Origin of the sequence: Brevibacillus sp. FSL L8-0520 (genome assembly GCF_037963895.1) — a bacterium.
GTDB lineage: Bacteria > Bacillota > Bacilli > Brevibacillales > Brevibacillaceae > Brevibacillus > Brevibacillus borstelensis.
Window position 1 is genome coordinate 3861596 of sequence record NZ_CP150171.1, and the last position, 24463, is coordinate 3886058.

Here is a 24463-nt window from a genome sequence, read left to right on the forward strand (position 1 = left end):
AGGAAGAAAAGGCGGGTCTGGCACATGCAAAATAAAGCTTCTTGAATGTTTCAGGTTCGGGAACGACTGTTAAATGAATTGGTGGAGAAGAAAACTATAGATCATGTACTACTTTATTGAATAGTTGAAAGTTGTACAAAAAGCACTGCAATCCTATATGATTCGGTTCGTTTCAATATCAAAGAGGCAGCCCTATGTCTGTTTAGACACAAGGGACTGCCTCCTTTTTTGCAATGTACAAAAAGAGTTTAATCAGCCTCGTATGATTCTCGTTATTTGAGCAGCTTTTCCGCCTCTGCCACCACGTTCTCGACAGTAAAGCCGTACTCTTTCATGATGCGCTCGCCCGGAGCGGACGCCCCGAACATATTGATGCCGAGCACTTTGCCGCCGTCGCCGACATAGCGCTCCCAGCCGAGCGGAGAGCCCATCTCGACAGCCAAGCGCGCTTTGACAGCAGGCGGGATGACTGCGTCGCGATACTCCTGCGGCTGGCGCTCGAACAGCTCCCAGCTCGGCATGGAAACGACGCGAGCCTGAATGCCGCGCTCTGCCAGTGCTTCGCGGGCTTGCATGACCAGAGACACCTCGGAACCGGTCGCGATCAAGACCAGCTGCGGCTGGCCGTTTGGCGCATCGGCCAACACGTAGGCTCCCTTGCTTACGCCTTCTGCCGCTTTTTCGAGCGTTTCAGCCATGACCGGCAGATTTTGACGGGTCAGGACCAGTACGACCGGCTCGTCAGTGCGGGATACGGCGTATTTCCATGCCTCGTTCGTCTCGACAGCATCAGCCGGACGCAGTACAGTCAGGTCAGGAATCGCGCGCAGAGACGCCAATTGCTCGATTGGCTCGTGAGTCGGGCCGTCTTCGCCAACCGCGATGGAATCATGCGTAAAGACGTAGATGACTGGTTGTTTCATCAGTGCGGACAGGCGGATAGCAGGTCGCAGGTAGTCGGAGAAGACGAAGAACGTCGCACCGTATACCTTCAGGCCGCCGTGCAGGGCCATCCCGTTCAAAGCAGCACCCATCGCAAACTCGCGGACTCCAAACCAGATATTCCGGCCTTCGTAGGTACCCGGCAGGAAGTTGCCTGCTTCTTTGATCAGTGTATTGTTGGAAGACGCCAGGTCAGCCGATCCGCCGAACAGGAATGGAACGGTTTTCGCCAGGGCGTTGATCGCGCTACCGGATGCCGCGCGGGTAGCAAGCTTCGCACCAGCCTCGTAAACAGGCATTTGGCTGTCCCAGCCAGCCGGCAGTTTGCCCTCCACAGCCGTCCGGAATTGCTCGGCCAGTTCAGGATATGCTTTGGCATACTCGGCAAAACGGTCGCGCCAAGCCGCTTCTGCCTGCTCTCCCGCCTCTGCCAGCTTGCTGTAGAAATCGGCTACCTGTTCCGGTACGTGGAATTCATTTTCATATTTCCAATCGTACTGCTGCTTGGTCAATGCCGCCTCTTCCTTGCCGAGCGGAGCGCCGTGCGATTTGCTGGAGCCGCTCTTGTTCGGGCTTCCGTACCCGATGACGGTTTTTACCTCGATCAGCGTCGGACGATCCAAATCCTGCTTCGCCTCTGCGATTGCCGCTTCGATCGCGGCCAGATCGTTTCCGTCCTCGACGCGCAGGTATTGCCAGCCGTACGCCTGATAGCGCTGCGCCACGCTTTCCGAGAAAGACAGGGAGAGCTCTCCGTCCAGAGAAATATCATTGGAATCGTACAGAACGATCATTTTGCCCAATTTAAGGTGGGCTGCCAAAGAAGATGCCTCGCTGGACACGCCTTCCATCAGGTCGCCGTCGCCGCAGATCGCGTACGTGTAGTGGTTGACGATGTCGAAGCCTTCGCGGTTGTAGACAGCCGCCATATGCTTTTCGGCCATCGCCATGCCGACAGCCATCGCGATCCCTTGTCCCAGTGGACCCGTGGTCGCATCCACCCCAGGCGTATGCCCGAATTCAGGGTGCCCAGGCGTTTTGCTTCCCCATTGGCGGAAGTTGTGCAGGTCTTCCAGAGAAACATCGTATTTCATCAGGTGCAACATCGCGTATAATAGCATAGAGCCATGTCCGGCCGAAAGCACGAAGCGATCGCGGTCAACCCACTGCGGGTTGCGCGGATTCACCTTCATAAAACGGCTATACAAAACATGAGCCATCGGCGCTGAACCCATTGGCATGCCCGGGTGACCGGAATTGGCCTTTTCGATCGCGTCGATCGCCAACGTTCGGATGGTGTTGATTGCCAGTTGATCAACAGACGTGTGCTGAGTCATCAAGTGGAGCCTCCCTGCGTTTTTATGTGAGATTTTCGGGGTGATCCAAGCGTCCGGCACAAGCCGGCAGATCGCCTGAAATACCTTCTTCCCTTGCCAAAAACAACTCATCAAATTATATCACAGTTCAAGGAGACAATCATGCCTGGGGCTGAAAAAAGGAGGGCATTTTCATGCATATGGGATACTTGACTATCGGGATCATTCTCGGCCTTGCCGGAGTAGGCATGCTGCTGTACGCCATGGTCACCTCGCCTGCTCTGCGCCGTAGGGACAAGTACCTGAAGCAAAAAGCGGCGGAAACGCATCAACCTACCCATGATTCCAGGGAATAAAGAAAGGAAGACTGGCATGAAAAAAGAACGCTACACACTGCCTGCAGCGGTTCATCTGTTTCTGCTCCGTGGTGACGAAATCCTGCTGCTGCGCCGCTACAACACGGGCTACGAGGATGGCAACTACAGCGTCCCTGCCGGTCATCTCGACGGCGGCGAAGAAGTGAAGTCTGCCGCCATTCGCGAAGCGAGGGAGGAGACAGGCATCGAGATTGCCCCGGAGGATTTGCGCGTCGTCGGCGTCATGCACCGCAAGTCGCTGGACGAGAGGATCGACTTTTTTCTCGCTGCAGAAAAATGGACAGGCTCCATCGTCAATGCTGAGCCGGACAAATGCGACGAGCTGCGCTGGGCCCATACAGGCGAGCTGCCGGACAACGTCATCCCGTATGTTCGACAGGCTATCGCCAACTTTCAGAACAATCAGTGGTTTGACAGCTTTGGCTGGAATTGAAAAAAGACGCGGATTACCGCGCCTCTTGAGCATCCGCTGGCAGCCAGATGTGAAAGGAAAGAATCCCTTCCTGAAGCTCTGCCCGGATGCTTCCTCCGTGCAATTCCACGATGCTTTTGACAATCGCCAGCCCCAATCCCGTTCCTCCCGTTTTCCGCGAACGGGATTTTTCGACCCGATAAAAACGCTCGAACATGCGTCTGAGATCCTCATTGGACAGATCGTCTGCCTTGTTGGCGACCGTCAGTCTTACTCCTTCTCCCTCTCTCATAAGAGAGATGTCGATATTGCCAGGCTTGTGCCCGTATTTGATCGCGTTGCTGAACAGATTTTCCAGCACGCGGACAAATTTTTCCGGATCGACGCTCACGTAGATGCGATCCGCCGGCAGCTTCTTGCAAAACGTCAGCTGCTGCTCCTCCGCTAAAGGCACGTACTCTTCGACTAGCTGCTCCAGCATCCCCGTCAGGCTGACATGCTGCCGATGTAGCTGGACACCCTGCCCGCTCAGTGTGGCGTATTCAAACAAGTCCTCCACGAGCCGCTTCAAATGCTCTGCTTTTTCATACGCGATCCGGGTGTATTCGCTGCGCTCCTGCTCGCTTCCGGCGTTGTCCCGAAGCAGCCGCAAATACCCGATGACCGATGTGAGCGGAGTCCGCAAATCGTGGGAGACATTCGTGATCAGCTCGGCTTTTGTCCGCTCAGCCCGCCGCTCCCGCTCGATATTCTCCTGCAATTCTTCTGTCATGCGATTGATGTTCCGCGCAAGCGAACCCAATTCGTCCTCACCCCGTACGTTTACCCGATGATCGAGCTTGCCTTGCGAGATGACCAGCAAGCTCGCGGCCAGCTCTTCGATGTATCCGGTCTTTCGCTTTGTAAAGCGGTAAAACAGATAAAAAAAGACCAAAACGAATGAGAACGGCACAAAGCCGTTAAATTCGACCTGATATTGAATCGTGGCCTCCGGAATTCCCCGGGCGATCACATACCCTTTCTGTCCGTTCAGCTCAACCGGGTAAAATGCCGTAAACTCCTGGCGCTCCCCCTGCCAATTTTGGCCGCTGCGAAGCTCCATCGCTTTGCTGATCACCGAGTAGAGATCAACCTGGCTTTCTGTCGCTCTCGACGATTTCATCAGCACTTTGCCGTCAAGATCGACCAGCAGCATTTGCACGCCGCGAAGCTCCTGCGCGCGATTCATCAGCTCCTGGAGGTACTGGTTGTCTTCAACCTCCCCTTCCTGGATTCGTCTCGCCAGATCCCGTGTCTCCCAGTCCATGGACTCCATGCTGTAGCTGTAATCAACGTAAGGCCTGCGGTACATATCCTCTGTCAGCAAATTGACAACAGAGGACGCCAGAACAGCTGCCAATATGCAAAAGGAAAAGGTCAGGATCAACTGGAAGCGAAGACTCCGCTCGCAGTATTCCACCAGGAAAAAGAACCCCGTTTTCGTCCACCTGTACGCCGTCTTGATCCAGCGAATCGGCGACAGCCACCTAAAAAGCGTTCTCAATTTTGTATCCAACTCCCCAAACGGTCTTGATGTACCTCGGCTTGCGCGTATCCTCCTCGATCTTCTCGCGGAGCTTCCTGATGTGCACCATCACCGTGTTGTCTGACTGGCCAAAGGACTCTTTCCATACCCGTTCGTAAATATGCTCCGTGCTGAAGACGACTCCCGGGTGACGGGCGAGGAGCTCCAGGATGGCAAATTCGGTCGGCGTCAGCTTGACATCCCGGCCGCTGACCTTGACCCCGCGGGTAGCCGTATTGATCAGCAGATCGCCGATCTCCAGCTCGTCCTCCCGCAGTGCGCTCACTTGATTCAGCTTCAGGTAACGGCGCAGCTGGGACTTGACCCGAGCGATCAGCTCCAGCGGATTGAAAGGCTTTGTCATGTAGTCGTCGGCGCCGGTGCTGAGCCCGTATATCTTGTCCATATCCTGGGACTTGGCCGAAAGCATGATAATCGGCAGATGCTGCTGTTCGCGGATTTTGAGGCACGCCTGGATTCCGTCCATGCGGGGCATCATCACGTCGAGGATGAGAAGCTGAACCTCTTCCCGCCTCAGCATCTCCAGCGCTTCCACACCATCCGCCGCCTTCAGCACGCGGTAGCCTTCGTTTTGCAAGTAAATCGCGATCAGATTGCGGATCTCTTCCTCATCATCCACGACCAGAATCGTTATCTCTTCCACAATCTCTTCCTCCTGTTACTGTTCCTTTTGCCCCCAAAACACGCGTGTCCCTTTGCGCTGGCGGATTACCACGTACAGCCCCGCGAACAGCGCAAGCACACATAAAGTAATCCACCCGTAGGTTTGGACACCTTCTGTGATCGATTCCAGATGAGTGCCGAACAGGCGGCCGGCCATGAAGTAATTGAGCGTCCAGACAAAGCCCGTAGGCAGCGAGTACAGTGCATAGCGGCGCAGCGACATCCGTTGAATCCCGACCAGATAAGGGACGACGTGGCGAATGACGGGGAAAAAATAGCTGAGGCATATCGCGCCATTCCCGTAGCGCTCAAGCAGCCCCTCCGCCTTTTTCAGGTACTTTTCTCCGTTCAGCTTTCGCGCGAGCCACCGCAGAATCGGCGCTCCCACCCGGTACCCGAGAAAATATCCGAGCGACAGTCCCGAGACGACTCCGAGATAGACCGCGATGAACGCCGGAACCGGCTGGAGCCAGCCCTGAGCCGTAATCGCTCCGGCTGTCATCACGATCACTTCGTCGGGAATCGGCATTCCCACGATCCCCAGCCACAGGGAGAGAAACAGCGCGGGATACCCGTACTGGGCAACCATGCTGGTAATCATATCCGTTTCCATGACTTATCCCCCCCTCTTTTGGCATACATAAACGAAGGCACATGGAAAGTTAAACGGCACAAACCGGATTGCCACTCTTCCGAAGCGTTTCTCCAGCTGCTTTTTCATTTGCAAGGAGTATTGAAACTGCACAAAGACGCCTCCCGGCTTCAGCGCAGCCTCCACCTGATCCAGTATCTCATCGCGAAGCCCTTGAGGAAAGTTGGCAAAGGGTAGGCCGCTGATCACCGCGTCCAACTGCCCCATGCCGTGCTCCTCCATCGCTTGTGTCAGCTTCCTGGCGTCATCGCTGAAAAGCAGATCGGGGTAGCGGCGGACAAGCCTCTCCCGCATGGTATCATCTTGCTCCAGAATGAGCGCCTGGCAATCCTTTCTCTTTGCCTTTCGAATCGCGTCTGTAAAAACACCTGTTCCTGCTCCCAGCTCCGCTACAGCGGCAGCACGTTCCCAGTCCACAGGTGACAAAATCCGTTCCGTTAGCTGGCGAGAGCTTGGGACAATGCTGCCCACAGTCTGCGGAGAAGAAAGGAAGCGGGCGGCAAAGACCAGCTTGTCGGTAATCGGCGCAAGCATCGGCTCCAGACACCCTACTCTTTCATACGTGTTTTTCATCTTTCCGTCACTCCTCTCACTGCCCTAATCCTACCCGGAATTCCTTAGCAAAAAGAGAGGAAAAAACTTAAGATTTTCTGAAGATATGTTCAGCAAGCAAAAAAGAGGACTCGGCTCTTCCATACCGAATCCTCTTTCTCGCAACAAACGCTCCTATGATCCGAAAGTGAATGGCCGTTTTCCTGCAGGCAGGGCAAAAAAAGCGGCGGTTGCAGGCAGCAAGGGCTATATCCGTTTTTTGTAGTGCTGCTTTAGCGCTCCAAGAGCCTCGAACATTTCTTCCTTCTCGATCATGCCAAGCTGGTACAGCTCGCGAATCTCATCTTCGAGCAAGATCAGATCACCTTCCGGATCTCCGGTATAGATGAAGAGGCTAAACCGCCGCAAAAAAGACTGCAGGTCAAATCCTTCACGTCCGTTCAACGCGATCCCTCCAGATCGGATTCCATCTGCGACAATACGGAATCGTAGTCGAATTCGACAGCAAATCCCGTAATCACGATAATGTTCGCTTGCGGATAAGCACGTTGCCAGCTTTCCTGTTCATCCGGCTTCAACCCTACGATGTAGAGCGAGTCGTGGGCGGATCGGCCGTCCGCTTCCCACTGCTGCAAAAACTGGCGGCACTCCTCTTGCTCGTAGGCGGCATTCAGGACGATGACATATCGGTCGATCTGCTGCGAATCCTTCTCCTCCTTCAGCAAGCGAAACGTCTTGGCGTTGGGGACCATTGCCCGAACCTCGCTGAAGCGGTCGAGAATTTCATCCAGCCAGTCATCCTCTTGCCAGGCCAGGTATACCATCATGGCGGTAGACATCATTCAACACTCCTACGTCGATTGCTCTTCCTATGACGATTTCATGTCATTTCAACAGTATACCATGTCTTGGCCCACTCGTCCCTTGGGCTTGCTTGACTTCATCCGACCGTTCACGTAAGGTGGAAACAGCATCACATTTTTTGCCGGAAAGAGGTAAGTGTTTGTGAAAAAGAAGTACCTCCCCTTACTGTTTCTGATCGCCTTCCTCACCATGCTGGGGTTCGGCATCATCATACCCATTTTGCCGTACTTTGCCGAAAACATTGGCGCTTCTTCCCTGCAAATCGGAATCTTGTTCGCCAGCTACAACGTCATGCAGTTGCTGTTTGCTCCCATCTGGGGGGCGCTTTCGGACCGCATCGGACGAAAGCCTCTGATCTCGTTTGGCCTGTTTGGCTTTTCCATCACGTTTATCCTGTTCGGGATAGCGGATACCTATACAGAAATGCTTGCATACCGGATTCTTGGAGGCATCGTCTCGGCTGCCGCATTGCCGACCGTAACCGCGATGGTGGCCGATGTCTTTCCCTCCGATGAACGCGCCAAAGGCATGGGGGTGATTGGCGCCGGAATCGGACTGAGCTTTGTATTCGGTCCGGCGATCGGCGGATTCCTCAGTCCGTATGGTTTCTCCGTTCCGTTTTTTGCTTCGGGCGGTGTGGCTTTTTTGACGTTCCTTATCATCTTATTCGCGCTCCCGGAAAGCTTGCCAAAGGAAAAGCGGACAGGGCAAACACGCGAAAAAAAGGGAAATGTCTTCTCCGTCCTGTTCGGTCCCCTGTCGCTGATGTACGGCATCATGTTTGTCGTCTCCTTTGCCTTTTCCGGCCTGGAGACCACCTTTGCCCTCTACATCAATCACCTGTACGGATTTACCTCGAAGGACCTCGGGTACATGTTTCTCGTCATGGGGATCATCTCCGCGTTTGTCCAGGGCGGACTGATCGGGAGACTGGTGAAGCGGCTGGGCGAGCCGCTCGTCCTGACGATCGGGCTTGCCTTGTACGGCATCGGTTTCTTCACGATTCCGCTCGCCGCCAGCTTCTGGACACTGGCTTTGACACTGTCGCTGTTCGGAGCCGGACAAGGCATGATTCGGGCGACCGGAACTGCCATGATTACACAGCGCACCTCACAGGGCCAGGGCGTAACGAGCGGCGCGATCAGCTCGATGGACAGTCTCGGCCGCATCCTCGGTCCGCTCGCCGGCGGCGCCGTCTACGGATGGTTTGCCAGCGGGCCGTTCATCATCGGAGGGGTGCTGATGGTCATCATGCTGGTGTTGTTCCGGACAAGGTACCACCGGTTGCCGGAGCGGGCAGAAGCGTGATCAGGCTGAATTTCATTAGTTACAAAACAATAAAAAGCAAAGCCGTCCTTTTCGGGAATGTGCTTTGCTTTTTATTGTTTGTGAGCATAATTGAAGAGGATGTAAGTCAAGCGAATACCACACATGCATTCCCCCTCTCCAAATCTCTCTTACAGCACGTATGGCAAAAGGTTGCAAAAGGTACGGAACCAAATGGATTCCGTACCTGGGAACTCACAAGCCCCTTCTCTTCCGAATCAGGGAGTCAGCCTTCCTGCATCTCCAGCCATTCCAGATACAGCCGTTCTCTTTCTGCCTCCACTGCTTCCAGCTCGGACTGCCACTCCATCAATTGCGTATAGTCATCGGAGCCTTGCGACAAAAGCTGCAAGAATTCATCCCGTCTTGCTTCCAGAGTCTCGATCCGCCGCTCCAGCTCCGCCAGCTTATACGTATTGATTCGCTTGGGAGAAGACTGCGGCGATGGCTGCTGAATTGCCATAGAGGGTGGTGTTTCGGGCATCGTATTTTCATTTGGAAGCGGACGTGTTTCGGTAGCGATCGCGGACGTGTCTTGCTTCTCGGTTTTGGCTCCTGCTCCTGGTGTTTGGCCCAAGCCAGGCTTCGCTTCTTCATTCGCCTTTATCGCCGACGCTCCTGGACGGCCCTGTCTCGAAGAGCCTCTTTCTCGCTCTTTTTCTTTTTCTTTCTCCAGCTTTCTCTTTTCGACCGCCTCCTGGAACGTGCCTTCATAGTGCATGAGCCTGCCTTCCTCGATCCAGAAAACACCGTTTACCATTTTCTGCAAAAAGTAGCGGTCATGCGAGACGATGAACAAGGACCCGCGGAAGTCAGCCAGCGCTTCCTCCAGCGTTTCGCGCGCCTCGATGTCCAGATGGTTGGTCGGTTCATCGAGAATGAGCAGGTTGATCTCCTGGTGCACAAGCTGGGCAAGGCGCAGTCTCATGCGCTCTCCGCCGCTCAATTGGCCGATTCGTTTAAACACATGCTCGCCGTAAAAGAGAAAGCGGGCAAGACGGTGGCGCGCCTCCGCTTCGGAGACGGCTGCTGTTTCCCGGAAAACGTCGATCACTCTCTGCTTTTGATCGCCTTCCAGCGCTTGCTGTGAAAGGTATCCGACCTTGACGCTGGCTCCCACTTTGACTGTGCCGCTGTCGGGGGCTACCTCCCCGAGCAGCATTTTGATAAACGTCGATTTCCCGCAGCCATTAGGGCCAAGCAGAGCTTTTCTTTCACCGTATCGGAGCAGCAGATCGGCCCCATTCATCAAGCATTTCTCCCCGTATGACTTGCACAGTCCGGAAGCGATTAGGACATCCTGGCCGCTGCGGTCCGTCTTTTGAAAGGACAGTCCCATCCGCTCTGCTTCCATCCGCGGACGTTCGATCCGCTCCAGCCTTGCCAGCGCTTTTTCCATGCTTTTGGCGCGGCGGTGAAACGCTTCATTCGGCGGATTAGAACGATTTCCCCACTCCTTCAAGCGCTTGATCGTCTCCTGCATTTTCTTGATCTTTTTCTGCTGCTCCTGGTAAGCCTCGAACTGGCGGAGCAGCCGCTCTTCCCTTTCCGTGACAAAATAGCTGTAATTGCCCAGATAATGCTCCACCTCGCCCCCGTCCACATGGTAAATCGACGTGACGACGGCGTCGAGGAAAAAACGGTCATGGGAGATCAACAGGACTGTCCCTGCGTAGTCTTTGAGAAAGCCCTCCAGCCACTCCATGGCGTCTACGTCCAAATGGTTGGTCGGCTCATCGAGAAGCAGCACATCGCTTCTCTCGCACAACAGCTTGGCAAGGCCGACCTTCGTTTTCTCTCCGCCGCTCAACTGTACGAACGGCGTTGACAGCAGCCACTCTTCGATGCCCAAGCCTTCGATCACCTGCGCCATGCGGACCTCCCACGTATATCCGCCCAACTGCTCAAAAGCTTCCTGCTTCTGCTGATAGCGATGGATCAGCCGCTCCAGATCGCGGTCCTCTGCGGTCACGAGGCTCATCTGCCGCTCCAGCTCCCGGATCTCCTGCTGCAAGCGGAGACCATCCGCAAAAGCGCTGGCGATCACGTCCTGTGCCGTCCAATTTTCCGGGTACTGCGGGTTTTGCGGCAAATAGGCCCAGACACTTCCCTTTGCCCTAAACAGCTCTCCTTGATCCTGCTGCTCCAATCCGGCCAACAGCTTGAACAGCGTAGTTTTTCCCGCTCCATTGGGGCCGACGAAGCCGACCCGCTCTCCTGCTTTGATCTCCAGCGTTACCCCTTCCAGTACGGGGTTTGCTCCATAGCCTTTATGAATGTTCTGTGCAGAAACGACGATCATGATTTTTTCCTCCTCAGGTCGGCTCACTTGAAATGTAAATGAAAACAGCAAAAAGCCGCAGGCATAAACCTGCGGCATCGGTTGCGTGTAGAAGATAAGGTGGTTGACGAACTATGATTCAGTTCGCCTTGTCACCTGCGGTTGCAAGTATCGATGCAGGGTACGCCTGTTTTGTTCCGTTCGGTTGTATGACCAAAAAAGGGCAGACTTCCCCCTTGGAGCAAAAAATCATGTGTCATACTGCTGGTTTCCACAACAAACCAAGCTTGAACGGTTCCAAACACGTACCTGCACCTCCTTCCTGAGGATGAGCATTTTCCAATATTTTCACTATACACGACTCTTTTTGGAAAGACAACTGGGCAGCCGCTTAAATTGAATACGGCAAACCTGTCGGCTTTCGCTTCAAAAAAGAGGGCCAGGCCGGCTGATCCCGTGTGGGGCAATCGCCTGCTCTGACACCCATTGCTTGACCGAATTCCGGATTACATCCCTTGCGCCCCTTCAAACAACGGCTTTTTCGTATTGGCATCCAGCACGAGCAGCGTTGTATACGGCGGCAGCTTAACCTTGGCCACGATAAACGGATACGAAATCACTTGCGCATACATCCGGCCCGGCTCCGGCTTGGTCAGCTTCACGTACACCTTCAGCTGCTCCCAGCTCATTTCCGTATTCACGATTTCGATGCCGTAACCGGGGTTGGGCGCCTGACCGCGGGCGATCACGTACAAATCACCCTTTTGATGCACGCCCTGCGTCCCTTTTACCTGCTGGACAAACGCTTTTTCGTCCTCGCTCAGCGAAGCGAGGTCCACTTGCTTGAACTCTTCATTTCCCACTGGCGCCACGATTTCCACCGTCCTCGTTTGGGGATTCCATTTCAACTCGTACCCGCTTTTCTCCGTCATCCATCTGAGCGGCACATACATTTGCTTGTTGTGGAGAATCGCGCCCTGGTCGATCTCCGACCACTTGTTGTCGACAGCGACCCGCTTCGTGTTTATCTGAAAGGAGATAGTCTTTCCGTCAGGCAGAGTGACAGCGACCTCTTTTTGATTGTTGCTGGCTTGCCACTTTGCTTGCAGGATGCCCGCCATGTCTTCAATCGCCAAATACGTACGGCCGTCGATGATGATGGCTGGCTGCTTCAACTGCAAAGCCTGCCCGTTTACGGAAATTTGTGTGTTGCTTGCCGGACTGGCGGCTGCGTTGCCGGATGCATTCCCCGCAGCGCCCACAGGTACTGCCATCAAAAGTTGAAGCCCGATCAAACAAGCGATTGCACGTTTTCCTCTCATGTTCAATTCCTCCATTAATACAGCCGGTTTACCTTGTTTGACTGTGTATCGCCATGAAACGTTTCACAATCAATCAAAACAATCTTCATGAAGGAGAGTGCCCGTTATCGCAAGAAAAAATTACCCACCATGATGACAGCAGGGATGGAAACGAGGGCCAGCAGGGTCGAAAAAACCGTCGTCATCGCCCCCATCTCTTCATCTGCCGCGTATCGCGCGAACAGGATCGATGCCATCGTCAGCGTCGGCATCGCTACCTGGATGATCGCGACACGGGTAATCTCCCCATCCAAATGGAGAACGGACAGCAGCAAAGCAGCGGACAGCGGAAAGACGATCAGCTTGAAGGTCAGCGGCATGCCCAGAACCGGGAGTGAGAAATGGGGCTTTTTCCTGAGCAGCAGCGGCAGCAGCATCCCTATGTACATCATCGCAAGCGGAGAAGCCAGCTTTGCCAGCGTGCCGACCAGATGCTTGACCGGCTCCGGAGGCATGAATCCCGCCATGGCCGCTCCCAGTCCGAGAACGATGGCGATCATCGGAATATTGACCATCGCCTTCAAGCCTTTCAGACTAAAGGCCCCTTTTTCCTGGAGCATCATTACCGCTACGGTCCACATCACGACGTCCACCCCCGCATCAAATACGGCTGCCAAAAGCGCGCCTTTTGGCCCGAACAGCGCCGCGCAGAGCGGGAGTCCGATAAAGCCCGTATTCCCCAATCCGGAGAGAATCGCCATCTCGCGCCGTTTCTTTTCCGGCAAAGGCAAGGTCCGCGCCCCCAGCCAACCGAGCAGGATGCCGAGACAATTCAATAGTACGGAAATACCAAAAATGATAACAATTTGCGTCATCGTCTGGCTGTCGATCGGCGTCTGGAACACCCCGTCCAAAATGATGCACGGCATAGCCACGTTGACGATAATCGTGATGATGAGCTGACGGGATTCCCCCGTCAGCGGTTGACGATATCCGATCACACTTCCAATCGCAATGATCACCGCCATCAGCAGAATCGATTGGAGCAGCAGCGATATTTCCATATATGAGTGCCTCCCTTGCTACATCTCCACCGATATCCAGGTCAGTCCCGACGGCTCTCCTTTTTCGCAGGTACGCAAAAGATCGCCCAATACAGGTATGGCCTGTTCCAATTCGATACACCAGGAAGCCGGAAAAGAAACATCCGCCCCTTCGATCGTCAAGGTGCTCATCGTTCCGGCCGGCTTGTCGGCGGTCAAAACGTAATGGCGCGCCTCAGGCTCATGCTCTTTCCACTGGACCAGAATTTGGCCCTGATTACCGCCGGCTACCACCAGGTCGACATGATCGCCGTATGCGGCATGGACCAGCGTCCTCGACGTACCGTTCAACTGGGCGATTTCCTTCAATACTTCATGCCAGCCCATGTGATTCTGGTCCTGGCCGCTCGCATCCGTATACATCCGCCAATCGTTTAGCATGCTGTTCTTCTCCTTTATTTGCGACAAAAATAATGACGACAAAGTGATGTTCATATATAACAGTACCCCCGTGCAAAACGAACGGGGGCAATGATACTCGTCCTTATTTTACGCTTCTTCCTTCACATACTCAACTACCACTTCGGTTCCAAGGCCGCCGCGCGCATTCCAGACGGCGACGATGCGCATGTACAGCGGATCGCAGCACGCCACCAGATCGTTTAATATCCGGTTCGTCGCATGCTCCTGATATATTCCGACATTGCGGTACGAGGTCAAATAGTACTTCAGCGACTTCATCTCAATCAGCTTTTCATTTGGCACGAGATAAATTTTCAGGTCTGCGAAGTCTGGCAGACCCGACCACGGACAAACAGATGTAAATTCATTCGTAGGCATCATGATTTCGGTACGCTTTCCCACATATTCGTACGGAATCGTCTCGAGAATGTCGACCAGAATCGCCGATTCATCCTGTGTATCAAAACGAATGCTGTTGTACTTGCTGTGATTGTGCTCCACTGTTGCCATTTCCTTCATCGGTCCTTTCCATTTTTATTGTGTGTGATCGGGAAGCTTTGTTGCGTGATCGGGAAGCTCCTTGTGCCTTTTCCCCGCTTCAACCGGCCAAGCCAGAGACAGCTCGCTGCCTTCTCGCTCCTTTGACGACCAGATAGGACAACGGCGTATCCACGACGGCAATCATCGTTTTCACCAAATACTGAAACATGATCATCTGCAGCAAGGCATCTGTCGGCATCGTCCCGTAAAAAGCGATGACAATAAAGATCGATGTGTCGAGCAACTGACTGATTGCAGTCGATACGTTTTTGCGCAGCCAGAAATGCTTCTCCCCCGTTCGCCGCTTAATGAAATGAAAGACCTTGACGTCAGCCATTTGCGCGGCAAAATAGGACAGCATGCTGGCAATGACTACGCGCGCGGAGGAAGCCATGACGGATTCGTACGACTCCTGGAGCGGCCAAAAGCCGGCAGGAGGCAGAAGAATCGTCGCCTGGACAAAGAGGAGCATCAGAGCGTTGGCCCAAAAGCCTGCGTAGACGACCTGGCGCGCCCGTGCCTCCCCGTACAGCTCGCTGATCGCGTCTGTCAACAGATACGTCAGCGGATACCCAATAACCGCGGCTGGCAAAATCACGCCCCACAGGTCAATGACCTTTGCCGAAACGATGTTGGCAACAACCAGCAACGTCATGAACGTCGCTGTCAGGTAGAGAAAACGCTTCTCTTCCGGTGGAAAATTCATCGGATCAGTTCCTCCTAAAGCGAAGAGCAATCAGCCCGCCTCGATCCTGCTCACCTACGCAAAAAAGCCGCCTCCACGCGAAATGCAGGAGAGCGGCTTCCATAAGAACAGACCTTAGGCAATCGACTGCTCTCCCCTAGTTTTGTTTTACGAGAGGTGGGGATTCCGAACTCTCGCGTCTCGTAGACTTATAACAGGATATCAAATGGACATCCTTTTTAGAAGAGGGAGTTTCTGTTCCTTTTCACCTTGTCCGTGCTTTTCTTCTCCCTCGCACTCTTTTCATTGACAAATAGAAGAAAGGCTTTTAGTATGAATCCATAAAATCATATCAACTTAGTGGGGGATTCACGATGAAAAAACTTGTTTTCACAGCATTAATTTCGACTTTACTGCTCGGAATTGCTGGATGCGGCAACTCTACAGCGCCTGCAAACCCAAATCAATCCGCAGCTCCTGACCAATCGGCGGCTGCTCCTCAAAATCTGTTGGAAAAAGTAAAAGCCGAGGGCAAACTGGTGATCGGCACAGAAGGCACCTATGCTCCCTTTACCTTCCACGACCAGTCCGGCAAGCTGACCGGCTATGACATCGACGTGGCTACGGAAGTAGCGAAGCGCCTTGGTGTAGAACCGGTCTTCCAGGAGACGCAATGGGATGCCATGTTTGCGGGACTCGATTCCAAGCGGTTTGACCTGATCGCCAATGAGGTCGGCATTCGTCCCGACCGTCAGGAGAAATACGACTTTTCTTCCCCGTATTCCGTTTCCCGCGCTGTGCTCGTCGCTCATAAAGACAACGAGACGGTAAAGGATTTTCCTGACATCAAAGGCCTCAAAGCCGGGCAATCGATGACAAGCAACTACGCCGACATGGCTCGCGAGCTGGGCGCCGAAATCGTCGCGGTGGACAACTTCAACAACGCCATCGAGCTGATCGCAAGCAGACGCGTCGATGTGGTGCTGAACGACAACCTGTCTGTTCTCGACTTCCTGAAGCAAAAGCCGGATACCCCGATCAAAATCGTCAAAGTCAAAGAAGAAGGCCTCAATTGCGGCTTCATGTTCCGCAAAGGCACCAGCAACGAACTGATCGAGGAGATCAACAAAGCGCTGGATGCCATGCATAAGGATGGCACGCTGAAGCAGATTTCGGAAAAATGGTTTGGCGAGGACATTTCCATGTAAGCTCATTGCCCTTGACCAGGTGGCACGGTCTCTTTTCCCGTCGGAGAAGAGATCTGCCACTTTTCTTCTGCATGATGGAACCGATTGACAGCCGACGCTTTTTCGCAGCCCTTTAGAGCTGATTTCTTTATTGACAAAACAGGCAAAGACTTTTAGTATGTTCTAAACAAATCACATCGGTTTAGTGGGGGATTATTTATGAAAAAATTATTGTTTTCCGCACTCATCTCCTCTCTTATGTTTGGCATCGTGGGATGCGGCTCGTCCGGCACTGCTTCGACAACGAATAACGCCGCTCCGGCCCCTGCTCCTGCACAGGCCCCTTCCGAGCAAAAGGCAGAACAAAACCTGTTGGATAAAGTAAAAGCCGAAGGGAAACTGGTGATTGGTACGGAAGGGACGTATGCCCCCTTTACTTTCCACGACCAATCCGGCAAGCTGACCGGTTTTGACGTAGAAGTGATCAGCGAAGTGGCCAAACGTCTCGGGGTGGAACCGGTCTTCCAGGAAACACAGTGGGATGCCATGTTCGCCGGCCTCGACTCCAAGCGGTTTGACCTCGTCGCCAACCAGGTCGGCATCCGCCCGGATCGTCAGGAGAAATACGATTTTTCCAACCCCTACACCGTGTCGACTGCTGTACTGGTGACACATAAGGACAACAACACCGTCACTGGCTTTGACAGCATCAAAGGATTGAAAGCAGCGCAAACCTTGACCAGCAATCTGACAGACATCGCCAAGCAAAACGGCGCAGAGATCGTCGCTGTGGAGGGCTTCAACCAAGCGATCGACCTACTTGTCTCCAAGCGTGTCGACGTCACGATCAATGACGGCTTGTCCCTGCTCGATTTTCTGAAGCAAAAGCCGGATACCCCGATCAAGATTATTGCCAAGCATCCGGACGGGGCGAAAAACGGTTTTCTGTTCCGCAAAGGCAGCACCGAGCTCGTAGAGGCGGTCAACAAAGCGCTTGACGATATGACGAAAGACGGTACGTTCCAACAAATCTCCGAGAAATGGTTTGGTGCAGATGTTTCTAAGTAACCTGTTTGGCAACCCGGAACGCTTTGACAGATGGGTAGAGATTGCGCAGAGCTCCTTTTGGCCGCTTCTGAAAGGCGCTCTGACGTACTCCCTGTCCCTCTCCCTGATTTCGTTCGCCATCGGGCTGGTCATCGCCATCCTGACGGCGCTGGCCCGAATTTCCGGCAACAAAGTGCTGGTGGGCGTCGCCCGCACGTACGTTTCGATCATTCGCGGAACGCCGTTGCTGGTGCAACTGTTCATCATCTTTTTCGGTCTGCCCAGCATCGGCGTTACGATCGATTCGTTCCCATCAGCGGTGATCGGCTTCTCTCTCAATGTCGGCGCCTACGCTTCGGAAGTGGTCCGGGCCGCGATCCTGTCCATACCAAAGGGACAGTGGGAAGCCGGCTATTCACTCGGCATGACGTATCGGCAAGCGCTGGTGCGCATTATCCTGCCGCAGGCGGCGCGCGTGTCTGTCCCGCCTCTGTCCAACTCGTACATCAGCTTGGTAAAGGATACGTCGCTCGCTGCGGCTATCCTCGTTCCCGAGATGTTTCGCAAAGCGCAGGAGATCGCAGCGGCTACGTATGAACCGCTCCTGGTCTACTCAGAAGCGGCACTGATCTACTGGCTGATCTGTCTGGTACTCTCGGCGATCCAGGATCGCATCGAGCACAGGCTTGACCGCTACGTCGCCTAGAGGGGAGCATACGCATGATAACTATCAGCAACATTCATAAACGATTTCACGATCTGCACGTCCTCAAGGGCATCTCGCTGACGGTAGAGAAAGGAAAGGTCGTCGTCATCATCGGGCCGTCCGGTTCCGGCAAAACGACGCTGCTCCGCTGCCTGAACGCTCTGGAGATCCCGACCGAGGGCAGCGTGCAAATCGGCGATGTCCAGCTTGACTTTTCCCGCAAAGTCGCAAAATCGGATATCCCGAAGCTGCGCAAGCAGACCGGGATGGTCTTCCAAAGCTACAATTTGTTCCCGCACATGACGGCGCTGCAAAATGTCATGGAAGGCCCCGTCACCGTAAAAGGAGAAAAACCGGAGACCGCAAGAGGCAAGGCGGCGCAGCTGCTGTCCAAGGTAGGACTGGCTGACAAGCTCGACCACTACCCTGCTCAGCTATCCGGCGGCCAGCAGCAGCGTGTCGGGATCGCCCGCGCTCTCGCCATGGACCCGAAAGTAATGCTGTTTGACGAGCCTACCTCCGCGCTCGACCCCGAACTGGTCGGCGAAGTGCTAAAGGTCATGAAGGAGCTGGCTGTCGAAGGGATGACCATGGTGGTCGTCACGCATGAGATGGCATTTGCGCGCGAAGTGGCAGATGAAGTCATCTTTATGGACCAGGGCGTGATCGTCGAGCGCGGTGCGCCGGAGCAATTGTTTGCGAGCCCGAAAGAAGAGCGGACTCGCCAGTTCCTCCAGCATTTGAAAAAATAATTCGCTGCGTGCAAGCTATTGATTTCTGTTATCTTGTGATAGCTTTCCCGCATCGTCTATGTAAAAGAAAGAAGACTCGCTTCCTTGGAAAGCAGGGTCTTCTTTCTTTTTTACAAATTAGTCGTCCAGGAACGCGAAGATCAAAACAATGATCAGGATGATCCAGATGAAATTGTTATTGTGAAAACCTCCGCTCATTTGCATGGCCTCCTCTGTGATTGTCTGAAGCAGGCGTCAGAAATGGCGACGCCGCTCCTTTTCACAGAATATGAGAGAGTCTCCCTGTTCGTATGGATGCTCGTCTACAAGACAAAAAATCAGGCCAAAAAAGGCTCCAGACCTCCCCTTTCCAAAAAATTAACAAAGCCTTTATCGTTTCTCTATTTGTTCTTAACATGAAAAACCTATGATGGGAGGTGTCAGACCCTACGATGGACATATCGTCCTCCATTGCCGTCCGTTGACCCCCTTTCAACGGGCGGTCTTTTTCTGACCACATGCGGCGCTTCCCCGGAAGCCCGCTTTTTTGCTGCCCTGACCTATGGGCACCACAAGCAGGAAAAGCCAAAACAGGGCAGAACCTCATGATAGGATAGGGAAGTGCGTGACTTGAAGCCATTACTCACCATCTGTCGTTTTCAAATAGCGAAGGTGCGGTTGCAACTGGGGACAGCTTGCGGAAGCTCCCGTTAGTCTCGGATCGGAGGGAAAGAATGAACGTGAAAGAAAACAGACCAGCTTTGCTCAAGCCCGGCTTGTTTGGCATCGAGGCTGCGGCCGACAGACGCCGCAACGAATTTGATTTCCACAATGAGGCCTTGCTGCATCACCAAAGGAAAATTGATTTTGTCTTTTTCGGGGACTCGATTACGCACTGGTGGGACGTCGACACCTATTTCGGCGGTGCGGGCCGTGTCATAGTCAACCGGGGAATCGGCGGAGATACGACCGCTTTTGCCCTGCGTAGGTTTGCCGCTGATGTGGTGCAGCTCCGCCCTGCTTACGCGATCATCCTTCTCGGCATCAATAACACGTGGGCCCTGGACGAGTGGCTGCCAGAGGACCGCAAGCAGCCGGAGCACATACAGCAAGAAATCGTCGACGATCTGGCTGCCATGTTGACGCAAGCCAGAGAAAACGGGATTGCTCCGATTCTCTGTTCCCTGCTTCCGACCCGGATGGAGCGCTACGCCAAAAACAGCTTGCGAAACGAGCTGGTCGCCAGCATCAATAAAGCCTTGCAGGAATACGCACGCGCTGAAAACATCATCTTTGTGGACTACCACCGGCACATGACTGACGAAGACGGTCTCACTTTGCGGGAGGAGCTCGCCGATGACGGCCTCCATCCTCATGTGCTCGGATACGACCTGATGGCCCGGGCCCTGCGGGAGACGCTGGCCGCACACGGGATCGAAATCGGATAAGGACAAGAAGACAGCAAAAAAGGACAGCCCGCCTCCCGAGCTGTCCTTTCTTCTGTATGAGGTTATTCCATCATCCGTACCAGCTTGCGCGATACGAGCAGGAGCACCAGCCCCAGTACAATCGCCATCAAACCGATGATATCAAACACTTCAAAGTATCCGAGCGACTGTGTAAAAGCGGCCAATTGGCCGGCCAGGATGTTTGCCACTCCGGAGCTTGCCAGCCATACGCCCATCAACAGCGAGGCGAGTTTGACCGGAGCGATCTTGCTGACCATCGACAGCCCGACAGGAGACAGGAACAGCTCACCGAGCGTATGCATGAGGTAGGTCAACACAATAATCATAATATTTGACTTTGTCAGGATGTTGTTTTCGTCGCTTCCGGTCTGCATGACAGCCAGCAGCAAAATCATGTACCCGAGACCGAGCAGGATCATTCCCAGTCCCATCTTCGTAGGAATATTCAAGTCGCCTCGCTTGCTGTTGGCCAGCTTCACCCACAGCATGGAGATAACGGGTGCCAAAAGCACAATAAACAACGGATTCAAGGATTGAAACCAAGAGGTCGGAACCTCCCAGCCGCCAATGGTACGATCGACAAACAGGTCTGTGTACAGTGTCAAAGAGCTCCCCGCCTGTTCAAATCCTGCCCAGAAAAAGACGACAAAACAGGCCAAAATGACGATGACGGCGGTTCTTTGCTTCTCCTTCTTGGTGAGCGGCCGATTGGCGGCTTCCTGCTGCCCCGGAGCTTCACTCTTTCCGAGCGGCTGTTTGCCGATATCCCCCAGGTAGCGGTTGCCAAGCAGGTTGAAAGCGATCTGACCGATCACCATCCCGATGGCGGCAGCCAAAAACCCGTACTTGAAGCCGTACATTTCCACACCGTCCAGCGCGGTCTTGAAGTGCTCCTCCGCCAAATAGCCGCAGATCAGCGGTGCGAAGAGCGCTCCCACGTTGATCCCCATGTAGAAAATCGTAAACGCGGCATCCCTGCGCTTGTCATTTTCGGGGTAAAGCTCACCGACCAGCGTAGAGATATTCGGCTTGAAGAAACCGTTTCCAATAATCAGGAGAACAAGGCCCAGATACAATCCAGTTGTGCTCTGTACGGCGAACAGAAGAAAGTTCCCCACTGCCATGGTAATACCGCCCATGGTAATCGCCAGTCTTCTGCCGAGATACCGGTCCGACAAATACCCGCCGATGATCGGCGTAAAGTAAACGGCACCGGTAAACAAGCCGTAGATGCTCAACGCCAAGCCCTTTTCAAAGCCTAGTCCGCCGCTGATCAGCGCTGTGGTCAAATACAGGGTTAACAGGGCGCGCATGCCGTAATAGCTAAAGCGTTCCCAAAGCTCCGTAAAGAACAACAAATACAATCCTGGAGGATGTTTTTGTTTCCCTTGCTGTGAGTTCACAGTTGCGTCCATTGATGTCCCTCCCAGATGTCAGACAACTATCGTATGAATCATATCACAGTTTTCTCGAATATACTTTTATTAAAAATATTAACTACTTTTTATAATTGTTAAATTTATATAGAATAATGATATGTCAACCTTGTCATTCCTAGTTATTTTTTATGCTGTACTCCATCTCTTTGTTTACTATTTGTTAAAAAGTGGAGGATTATACAGGCCAGAAAGGGAGTGGCCCGATTTCCTGACATCAGGAAAACGACGCAGATCTTTTCCTGGATCGGAAAGTCCCCCGTCGTTGTATTCCCGTGACACATCGCTTTAGCCATTTCCCTTTCGGTTCACCACTTTTTCGGCTTCTGCTGAAAGTGGCCTTCTCCGCCGCTTGATCAGCCCAATGATCAAGGTCAGAGCAGGAAGCAAAATCTGCATGGTCGCCGAGTAAAACGGCTCAGAGGTGGTAAACAGATTGATCAGATCAGCGAATCCCGGAGCAAGCCACAAGCTGAACACGATGATCAGAATGCCGACGGAATAGACGATCGGCCGGTAATCCGAAAGGTGAAAGCATTGAGCCACACTGATAACGGTCACATAGTACCACATCGAGATTTGAAAAAAACCGCCCATGACCCACAGCGCCATTACCATGGCATCGAGATGCTCCAAAAATTCTGCCATGCTGATATAGTGGGATGCATTGAAGACCGGAAAAAACATCCTTCCGGTTATTTCTCCAAACAGAAACAGAGCGGACAGATTCGCGATGACCATCGTGACCAGCATCAATGCAACGGCCCACATCCCCGCTCTCAACGCTTTATGCGTTTCCTCTGCACGCAGATGCGGAAAGAGAAAGGAAATAAAGAGAAATTCCATAAACCAGGTTAACGGCGTTACGGCACCAGCCAGGGAAGGTCTAAGCCCGTTCTCCATAACGGGAAGCATATGAGTCGGCTCATACCGCGGAATGAGCAGCAAAACAATCCCGATCAAAAAGAGACCAAAGAGCGGACCGAGCAAGAGAGAAAAGCGCCCCAACACCTCGATCCCGGAGCGCACTGCGAATGCTGCCGTGAGCACGATGCTGCCCATCACGACCACAATCGGCGTTTTCAGCAAGATCGTACCGACGATAAATTCGCCGTATTCACGGACAATCAGGCCTGCTCCGTGCACCAAAAAAAGAATGTACAGAAGAGCAGCTGCCTTTCCCAAACGGGGTCCCAGAACCGCCTCTCCGGTTTGAATGATCGATTTGCCGGGGGTCAACCTGTAAAGCGACCAAGCCAGCCATACAGCCAAAAAACCGGACAGCGACCCCCAAAAGGGAGAAATCCACATGTCTTGCTTTGCTTCCTTCGCTGTAATCGCCGGAATGATAAGAATGGCCGTAGCCCCGACCATCAAATACATCGACAGGCACATTTGCAGAACAGAAATTTTGCCTCGATCCAGCATGTCCATTACTCCCCTGCGTTACCGGACCCTTTCCCGATCAAGGGATAAAGCGGTCTGTAAAGGAAATCCACGAGCTGGGTCAGTCCTGGCATTTCCGGAAAAAAAATCAGCAAGCTTCCCAGCCCCCATCCTGTCACTGTGATGACCAAAAATACGGTTCGTTCCCGCTTCATTTCTGCCGTCAACCGCGGAAGCTCGTACCATGCAAGCACGAGTGCCAAAACGGTCAGCGCGGCTACACCCACCCACTTCAATATGCCCCAGCCCCTTTTTTATTGATGGGGATTGGACACCCCGGGTCGCAGCACTTCGGCTGTCGACTGAATGTCCACCTCGATCTCGGAGAAGGTGCGTTCCCAATCTGCTACGGCTTTTTTCCATTCCTGCGGGTACTTTCGATGAAAGACGCCGGAAAAATCGAACACGTCCGCATGCAGGACATTCTGTGCTTTGTTCAGGGAAGCTTTTATGACCGACCGAGTATATGCGGCGGCGTAGGACTCTACGATGGAGACATCTGCCGGTATGGTCATATTCAGATTCGTCGTATTTTGTCTGACATCGTATTCGGCGTGCAGTTTGACCTGCATGGACCACTTGCTGTTTTTGACCTGCGGGCTGAGAACTGCCCTGCCCCTGACCATCTTCAGAGAAACATATCCCTTATGCTTTTCGATCGGAATGGTGATCATGACAAATTTGATCCTGTTTCGAAGCCACAGCACCCCTTGCGCTTCCCTCTCGTCCATTTGCCCCGCCCACTTCCCTTTTTTCAGCACGCCCATTCCGTAGATGTAGGGAACTGGCCCGCCATCTTGCTCCGGCAATGTTGCCACCAGGGGAATGATCGATACTTTTGCCGGATTCTCCATCATCTGGGCCAGCTCTTTTAAGGTCACGCCTTCACCTTTTTGGGCCTTGGCGATCTCTTCGAGCGACTTGGAGCTGCTTCTCTCAAGCGGCGGCTTTTGCTTCAAAATATCTTTGGCCTTGCCTCTGCTCACGAACAAATAGGCAAGCCCGCGAGGACCCGGCTGCCGAAAAAAATAATCGACATGGCCTTCAATTCCCGTTCTTGCGATGTCCCTGCCAAAGATAAACACCTCCGTATGGCCCCAAAAAACTTGTGCGGAAAGCGTGTCCTGCAGACTTTCTACCGCGTCGGCCAGAGTGATGCCTGTCGCTGATTGCACGACGGTTTGGTCGGCCTCTTCCTGCTGTCTGCCCGCGTGATTGACATAGAGCTGGACCGATAGCTCTACCTTTTTGTCTTCGGTCAGGTCGACACCCGCTGCAGTAATAATCGCGATGTCATTAATTTCTTTGCGATCCCAACAACCGGTCAAGCCAAGCAGCAGAAGAACGACTCCAAGCAACCGGTACACCTTCACTCCTTGCCGCTCCTCCTTCATCCGACAGCCTTTTTCATCCTCGTCTTCGCCGCTCCTTCTGCCTACC

25 protein-coding genes are annotated in these 24463 nt (G+C 53.5%); 8 read left to right on the forward strand and 17 right to left on the reverse strand.

Going from position 1 to position 24463, the window contains the following annotated elements; translation table 11 throughout:
- Nucleotides 1-272: 272 nt before the first annotated feature.
- The gene (tkt, locus tag NSQ24_RS19285; protein ID WP_003389072.1) at nt 273-2279 is read right to left on the reverse strand and encodes a transketolase; all 2007 of its coding nucleotides are present in this window, start codon (nt 2277-2279) and stop codon (nt 273-275) included.
- A gap of 173 nt (nt 2280-2452) precedes the next feature.
- Between tkt and NSQ24_RS19290 the strand changes: the two genes are divergently transcribed.
- Both NSQ24_RS19290 and NSQ24_RS19295 read left to right on the forward strand, forming a co-directional pair.
- On the forward strand, nt 2453-2614 hold the full coding sequence (locus NSQ24_RS19290; protein ID WP_003389071.1) for a hypothetical protein: 162 nt from the start codon (nt 2453-2455) through the stop codon (nt 2612-2614).
- A gap of 16 nt (nt 2615-2630) precedes the next feature.
- The gene (locus NSQ24_RS19295; RefSeq protein ID WP_003389070.1) at nt 2631-3068 is read left to right on the forward strand and encodes an NUDIX domain-containing protein; all 438 of its coding nucleotides are present in this window, start codon (nt 2631-2633) and stop codon (nt 3066-3068) included.
- A 13-nt stretch (nt 3069-3081) separates the two neighbouring features.
- Here NSQ24_RS19295 and NSQ24_RS19300 read toward each other — a convergent pair whose 3' ends face one another.
- The 6 genes from NSQ24_RS19300 to NSQ24_RS19325 form a co-directional block, all read right to left on the reverse strand.
- Nucleotides 3082-4590, reverse strand: a complete 1509-nt coding sequence (locus tag NSQ24_RS19300; RefSeq protein WP_003389069.1) for a HAMP domain-containing sensor histidine kinase — start codon at nt 4588-4590, stop codon at nt 3082-3084.
- Nucleotides 4574-5275: a response regulator transcription factor gene (locus NSQ24_RS19305; RefSeq protein WP_003389068.1), complete on the reverse strand. Its 702-nt coding sequence runs from the start codon at nt 5273-5275 to the stop codon at nt 4574-4576. The genes NSQ24_RS19300 and NSQ24_RS19305 overlap by 17 nt, the downstream gene beginning before the upstream one ends.
- A gap of 15 nt (nt 5276-5290) precedes the next feature.
- Complete coding sequence (locus NSQ24_RS19310; protein WP_243014054.1) at nt 5291-5908, reverse strand: DedA family protein; 618 nt, start codon at nt 5906-5908, stop codon at nt 5291-5293.
- Between the two features lie 3 nt (nt 5909-5911).
- Nucleotides 5912-6520 (reverse strand): phospholipid methyltransferase, encoded by a 609-nt coding sequence (locus tag NSQ24_RS19315; RefSeq protein WP_081924435.1) that lies wholly within the window; start codon nt 6518-6520, stop codon nt 5912-5914.
- Nucleotides 6521-6745: 225 nt separating this feature from the next.
- The gene (locus NSQ24_RS19320) at nt 6746-6949 is read right to left on the reverse strand and encodes a YqgQ family protein (RefSeq protein WP_024983872.1); all 204 of its coding nucleotides are present in this window, start codon (nt 6947-6949) and stop codon (nt 6746-6748) included.
- Nucleotides 6940-7341, reverse strand: coding sequence for a hypothetical protein (locus tag NSQ24_RS19325; RefSeq protein ID WP_311068141.1), 402 nt, complete (start codon nt 7339-7341; stop codon nt 6940-6942). Before NSQ24_RS19325 ends, NSQ24_RS19320 begins: the two co-directional genes overlap by 10 nt.
- Before the next feature lie 163 nt (nt 7342-7504).
- Between NSQ24_RS19325 and NSQ24_RS19330 the strand changes: the two genes are divergently transcribed.
- Nucleotides 7505-8671, forward strand: a complete 1167-nt coding sequence (locus tag NSQ24_RS19330) for a tetracycline resistance MFS efflux pump (protein WP_003389061.1) — start codon at nt 7505-7507, stop codon at nt 8669-8671.
- Between the two features lie 244 nt (nt 8672-8915).
- On the opposite strand, the gene NSQ24_RS19335 is transcribed toward NSQ24_RS19330, so the two are convergent.
- The 6 genes from NSQ24_RS19335 to NSQ24_RS19360 form a co-directional block, all read right to left on the reverse strand.
- Nucleotides 8916-10991: an ABC-F family ATP-binding cassette domain-containing protein gene (locus NSQ24_RS19335; protein WP_243014053.1), complete on the reverse strand. Its 2076-nt coding sequence runs from the start codon at nt 10989-10991 to the stop codon at nt 8916-8918.
- A 485-nt stretch (nt 10992-11476) separates the two neighbouring features.
- Nucleotides 11477-12292, reverse strand: coding sequence for a stalk domain-containing protein (locus tag NSQ24_RS19340; protein ID WP_172920257.1), 816 nt, complete (start codon nt 12290-12292; stop codon nt 11477-11479).
- 104 nt (nt 12293-12396) lie between these two features.
- Nucleotides 12397-13335 (reverse strand): AEC family transporter, encoded by a 939-nt coding sequence (locus NSQ24_RS19345; RefSeq protein ID WP_003389058.1) that lies wholly within the window; start codon nt 13333-13335, stop codon nt 12397-12399.
- 18 nt (nt 13336-13353) lie between these two features.
- On the reverse strand, nt 13354-13755 hold the full coding sequence (locus NSQ24_RS19350; RefSeq protein ID WP_003389057.1) for a hypothetical protein: 402 nt from the start codon (nt 13753-13755) through the stop codon (nt 13354-13356).
- Between the two features lie 108 nt (nt 13756-13863).
- A complete protein-coding gene (gene queF / locus NSQ24_RS19355) occupies nt 13864-14295 on the reverse strand; it encodes a preQ(1) synthase (RefSeq protein ID WP_003389056.1) in 432 nt (143 codons plus the stop codon).
- A gap of 79 nt (nt 14296-14374) precedes the next feature.
- Nucleotides 14375-15022, reverse strand: a complete 648-nt coding sequence (locus NSQ24_RS19360; protein WP_024983868.1) for a queuosine precursor transporter — start codon at nt 15020-15022, stop codon at nt 14375-14377.
- A 353-nt stretch (nt 15023-15375) separates the two neighbouring features.
- On the opposite strand from NSQ24_RS19360, the gene NSQ24_RS19365 reads away from it, so the two are divergent.
- From NSQ24_RS19365 to NSQ24_RS19385, 5 genes are all read left to right on the forward strand, one after another.
- Nucleotides 15376-16209, forward strand: coding sequence for a transporter substrate-binding domain-containing protein (locus tag NSQ24_RS19365; RefSeq protein WP_339166406.1), 834 nt, complete (start codon nt 15376-15378; stop codon nt 16207-16209).
- Between the two features lie 198 nt (nt 16210-16407).
- Entirely contained in the window at nt 16408-17256 is an 849-nt protein-coding gene (locus NSQ24_RS19370; RefSeq protein ID WP_172920258.1) for an amino acid ABC transporter substrate-binding protein, read from the forward strand.
- Nucleotides 17243-17941, forward strand: coding sequence for an amino acid ABC transporter permease (locus NSQ24_RS19375; protein WP_003389050.1), 699 nt, complete (start codon nt 17243-17245; stop codon nt 17939-17941). Before NSQ24_RS19370 ends, NSQ24_RS19375 begins: the two co-directional genes overlap by 14 nt.
- 14 nt (nt 17942-17955) lie before the next feature.
- The gene (locus tag NSQ24_RS19380; protein ID WP_039071254.1) at nt 17956-18693 is read left to right on the forward strand and encodes an amino acid ABC transporter ATP-binding protein; all 738 of its coding nucleotides are present in this window, start codon (nt 17956-17958) and stop codon (nt 18691-18693) included.
- A 713-nt stretch (nt 18694-19406) separates the two neighbouring features.
- Nucleotides 19407-20120, forward strand: coding sequence for a GDSL-type esterase/lipase family protein (locus NSQ24_RS19385; RefSeq protein ID WP_003389047.1), 714 nt, complete (start codon nt 19407-19409; stop codon nt 20118-20120).
- Nucleotides 20121-20182: 62 nt separating this feature from the next.
- Here the strand turns inward: NSQ24_RS19385 and NSQ24_RS19390 are convergent, their stop codons facing one another.
- From NSQ24_RS19390 to NSQ24_RS19405, 4 genes are all read right to left on the reverse strand, one after another.
- A complete protein-coding gene (locus NSQ24_RS19390) occupies nt 20183-21556 on the reverse strand; it encodes a peptide MFS transporter (protein ID WP_339166409.1) in 1374 nt (457 codons plus the stop codon).
- A gap of 309 nt (nt 21557-21865) precedes the next feature.
- Nucleotides 21866-23005, reverse strand: coding sequence for an endospore germination permease (locus NSQ24_RS19395; protein WP_157211826.1), 1140 nt, complete (start codon nt 23003-23005; stop codon nt 21866-21868).
- Between the two features lie 5 nt (nt 23006-23010).
- Complete coding sequence (locus tag NSQ24_RS19400) at nt 23011-23250, reverse strand: hypothetical protein (protein WP_227278493.1); 240 nt, start codon at nt 23248-23250, stop codon at nt 23011-23013.
- Between the two features lie 27 nt (nt 23251-23277).
- Nucleotides 23278-24417, reverse strand: a complete 1140-nt coding sequence (locus NSQ24_RS19405; protein WP_024983863.1) for a Ger(x)C family spore germination protein — start codon at nt 24415-24417, stop codon at nt 23278-23280.
- Nucleotides 24418-24463: the final 46 nt, after the last annotated feature.

Bases quoted from the DNA above. Each gene is read 5' to 3' on its own strand.
- NSQ24_RS19310 (WP_243014054.1), bottom strand. From the start codon at position 5,908: ATGGAAACGGATATGATTACCAGCATGGTTGCCCAGTACGGGTATCCC.
- NSQ24_RS19385 (WP_003389047.1), top strand. From the start codon at position 19,407: ATGAACGTGAAAGAAAACAGACCAGCTTTGCTCAAGCCCGGCTTGTTT.
- NSQ24_RS19405 (WP_024983863.1), bottom strand. From the start codon at position 24,417: ATGAAGGAGGAGCGGCAAGGAGTGAAGGTGTACCGGTTGCTTGGAGTC.
- queF (WP_003389056.1), bottom strand. From the start codon at position 14,295: ATGAAGGAAATGGCAACAGTGGAGCACAATCACAGCAAGTACAACAGC.
- NSQ24_RS19360 (WP_024983868.1), bottom strand. From the start codon at position 15,022: ATGAATTTTCCACCGGAAGAGAAGCGTTTTCTCTACCTGACAGCGACG.
- NSQ24_RS19375 (WP_003389050.1), top strand. From the start codon at position 17,243: ATGTTTCTAAGTAACCTGTTTGGCAACCCGGAACGCTTTGACAGATGG.
- NSQ24_RS19295 (WP_003389070.1), top strand. From the start codon at position 2,631: ATGAAAAAAGAACGCTACACACTGCCTGCAGCGGTTCATCTGTTTCTG.
- NSQ24_RS19395 (WP_157211826.1), bottom strand. From the start codon at position 23,005: ATGCTGGATCGAGGCAAAATTTCTGTTCTGCAAATGTGCCTGTCGATG.
- NSQ24_RS19325 (WP_311068141.1), bottom strand. From the start codon at position 7,341: ATGATGTCTACCGCCATGATGGTATACCTGGCCTGGCAAGAGGATGAC.
- NSQ24_RS19315 (WP_081924435.1), bottom strand. From the start codon at position 6,520: ATGAAAAACACGTATGAAAGAGTAGGGTGTCTGGAGCCGATGCTTGCG.
- NSQ24_RS19365 (WP_339166406.1), top strand. From the start codon at position 15,376: ATGAAAAAACTTGTTTTCACAGCATTAATTTCGACTTTACTGCTCGGA.
- tkt (WP_003389072.1), bottom strand. From the start codon at position 2,279: ATGACTCAGCACACGTCTGTTGATCAACTGGCAATCAACACCATCCGA.
- NSQ24_RS19370 (WP_172920258.1), top strand. From the start codon at position 16,408: ATGAAAAAATTATTGTTTTCCGCACTCATCTCCTCTCTTATGTTTGGC.
- NSQ24_RS19340 (WP_172920257.1), bottom strand. From the start codon at position 12,292: ATGAGAGGAAAACGTGCAATCGCTTGTTTGATCGGGCTTCAACTTTTG.
- NSQ24_RS19390 (WP_339166409.1), bottom strand. From the start codon at position 21,556: ATGGACGCAACTGTGAACTCACAGCAAGGGAAACAAAAACATCCTCCA.
- NSQ24_RS19350 (WP_003389057.1), bottom strand. From the start codon at position 13,755: ATGCTAAACGATTGGCGGATGTATACGGATGCGAGCGGCCAGGACCAG.
- NSQ24_RS19335 (WP_243014053.1), bottom strand. From the start codon at position 10,991: ATGATCGTCGTTTCTGCACAGAACATTCATAAAGGCTATGGAGCAAAC.
- NSQ24_RS19345 (WP_003389058.1), bottom strand. From the start codon at position 13,335: ATGGAAATATCGCTGCTGCTCCAATCGATTCTGCTGATGGCGGTGATC.
- NSQ24_RS19380 (WP_039071254.1), top strand. From the start codon at position 17,956: ATGATAACTATCAGCAACATTCATAAACGATTTCACGATCTGCACGTC.
- NSQ24_RS19290 (WP_003389071.1), top strand. From the start codon at position 2,453: ATGCATATGGGATACTTGACTATCGGGATCATTCTCGGCCTTGCCGGA.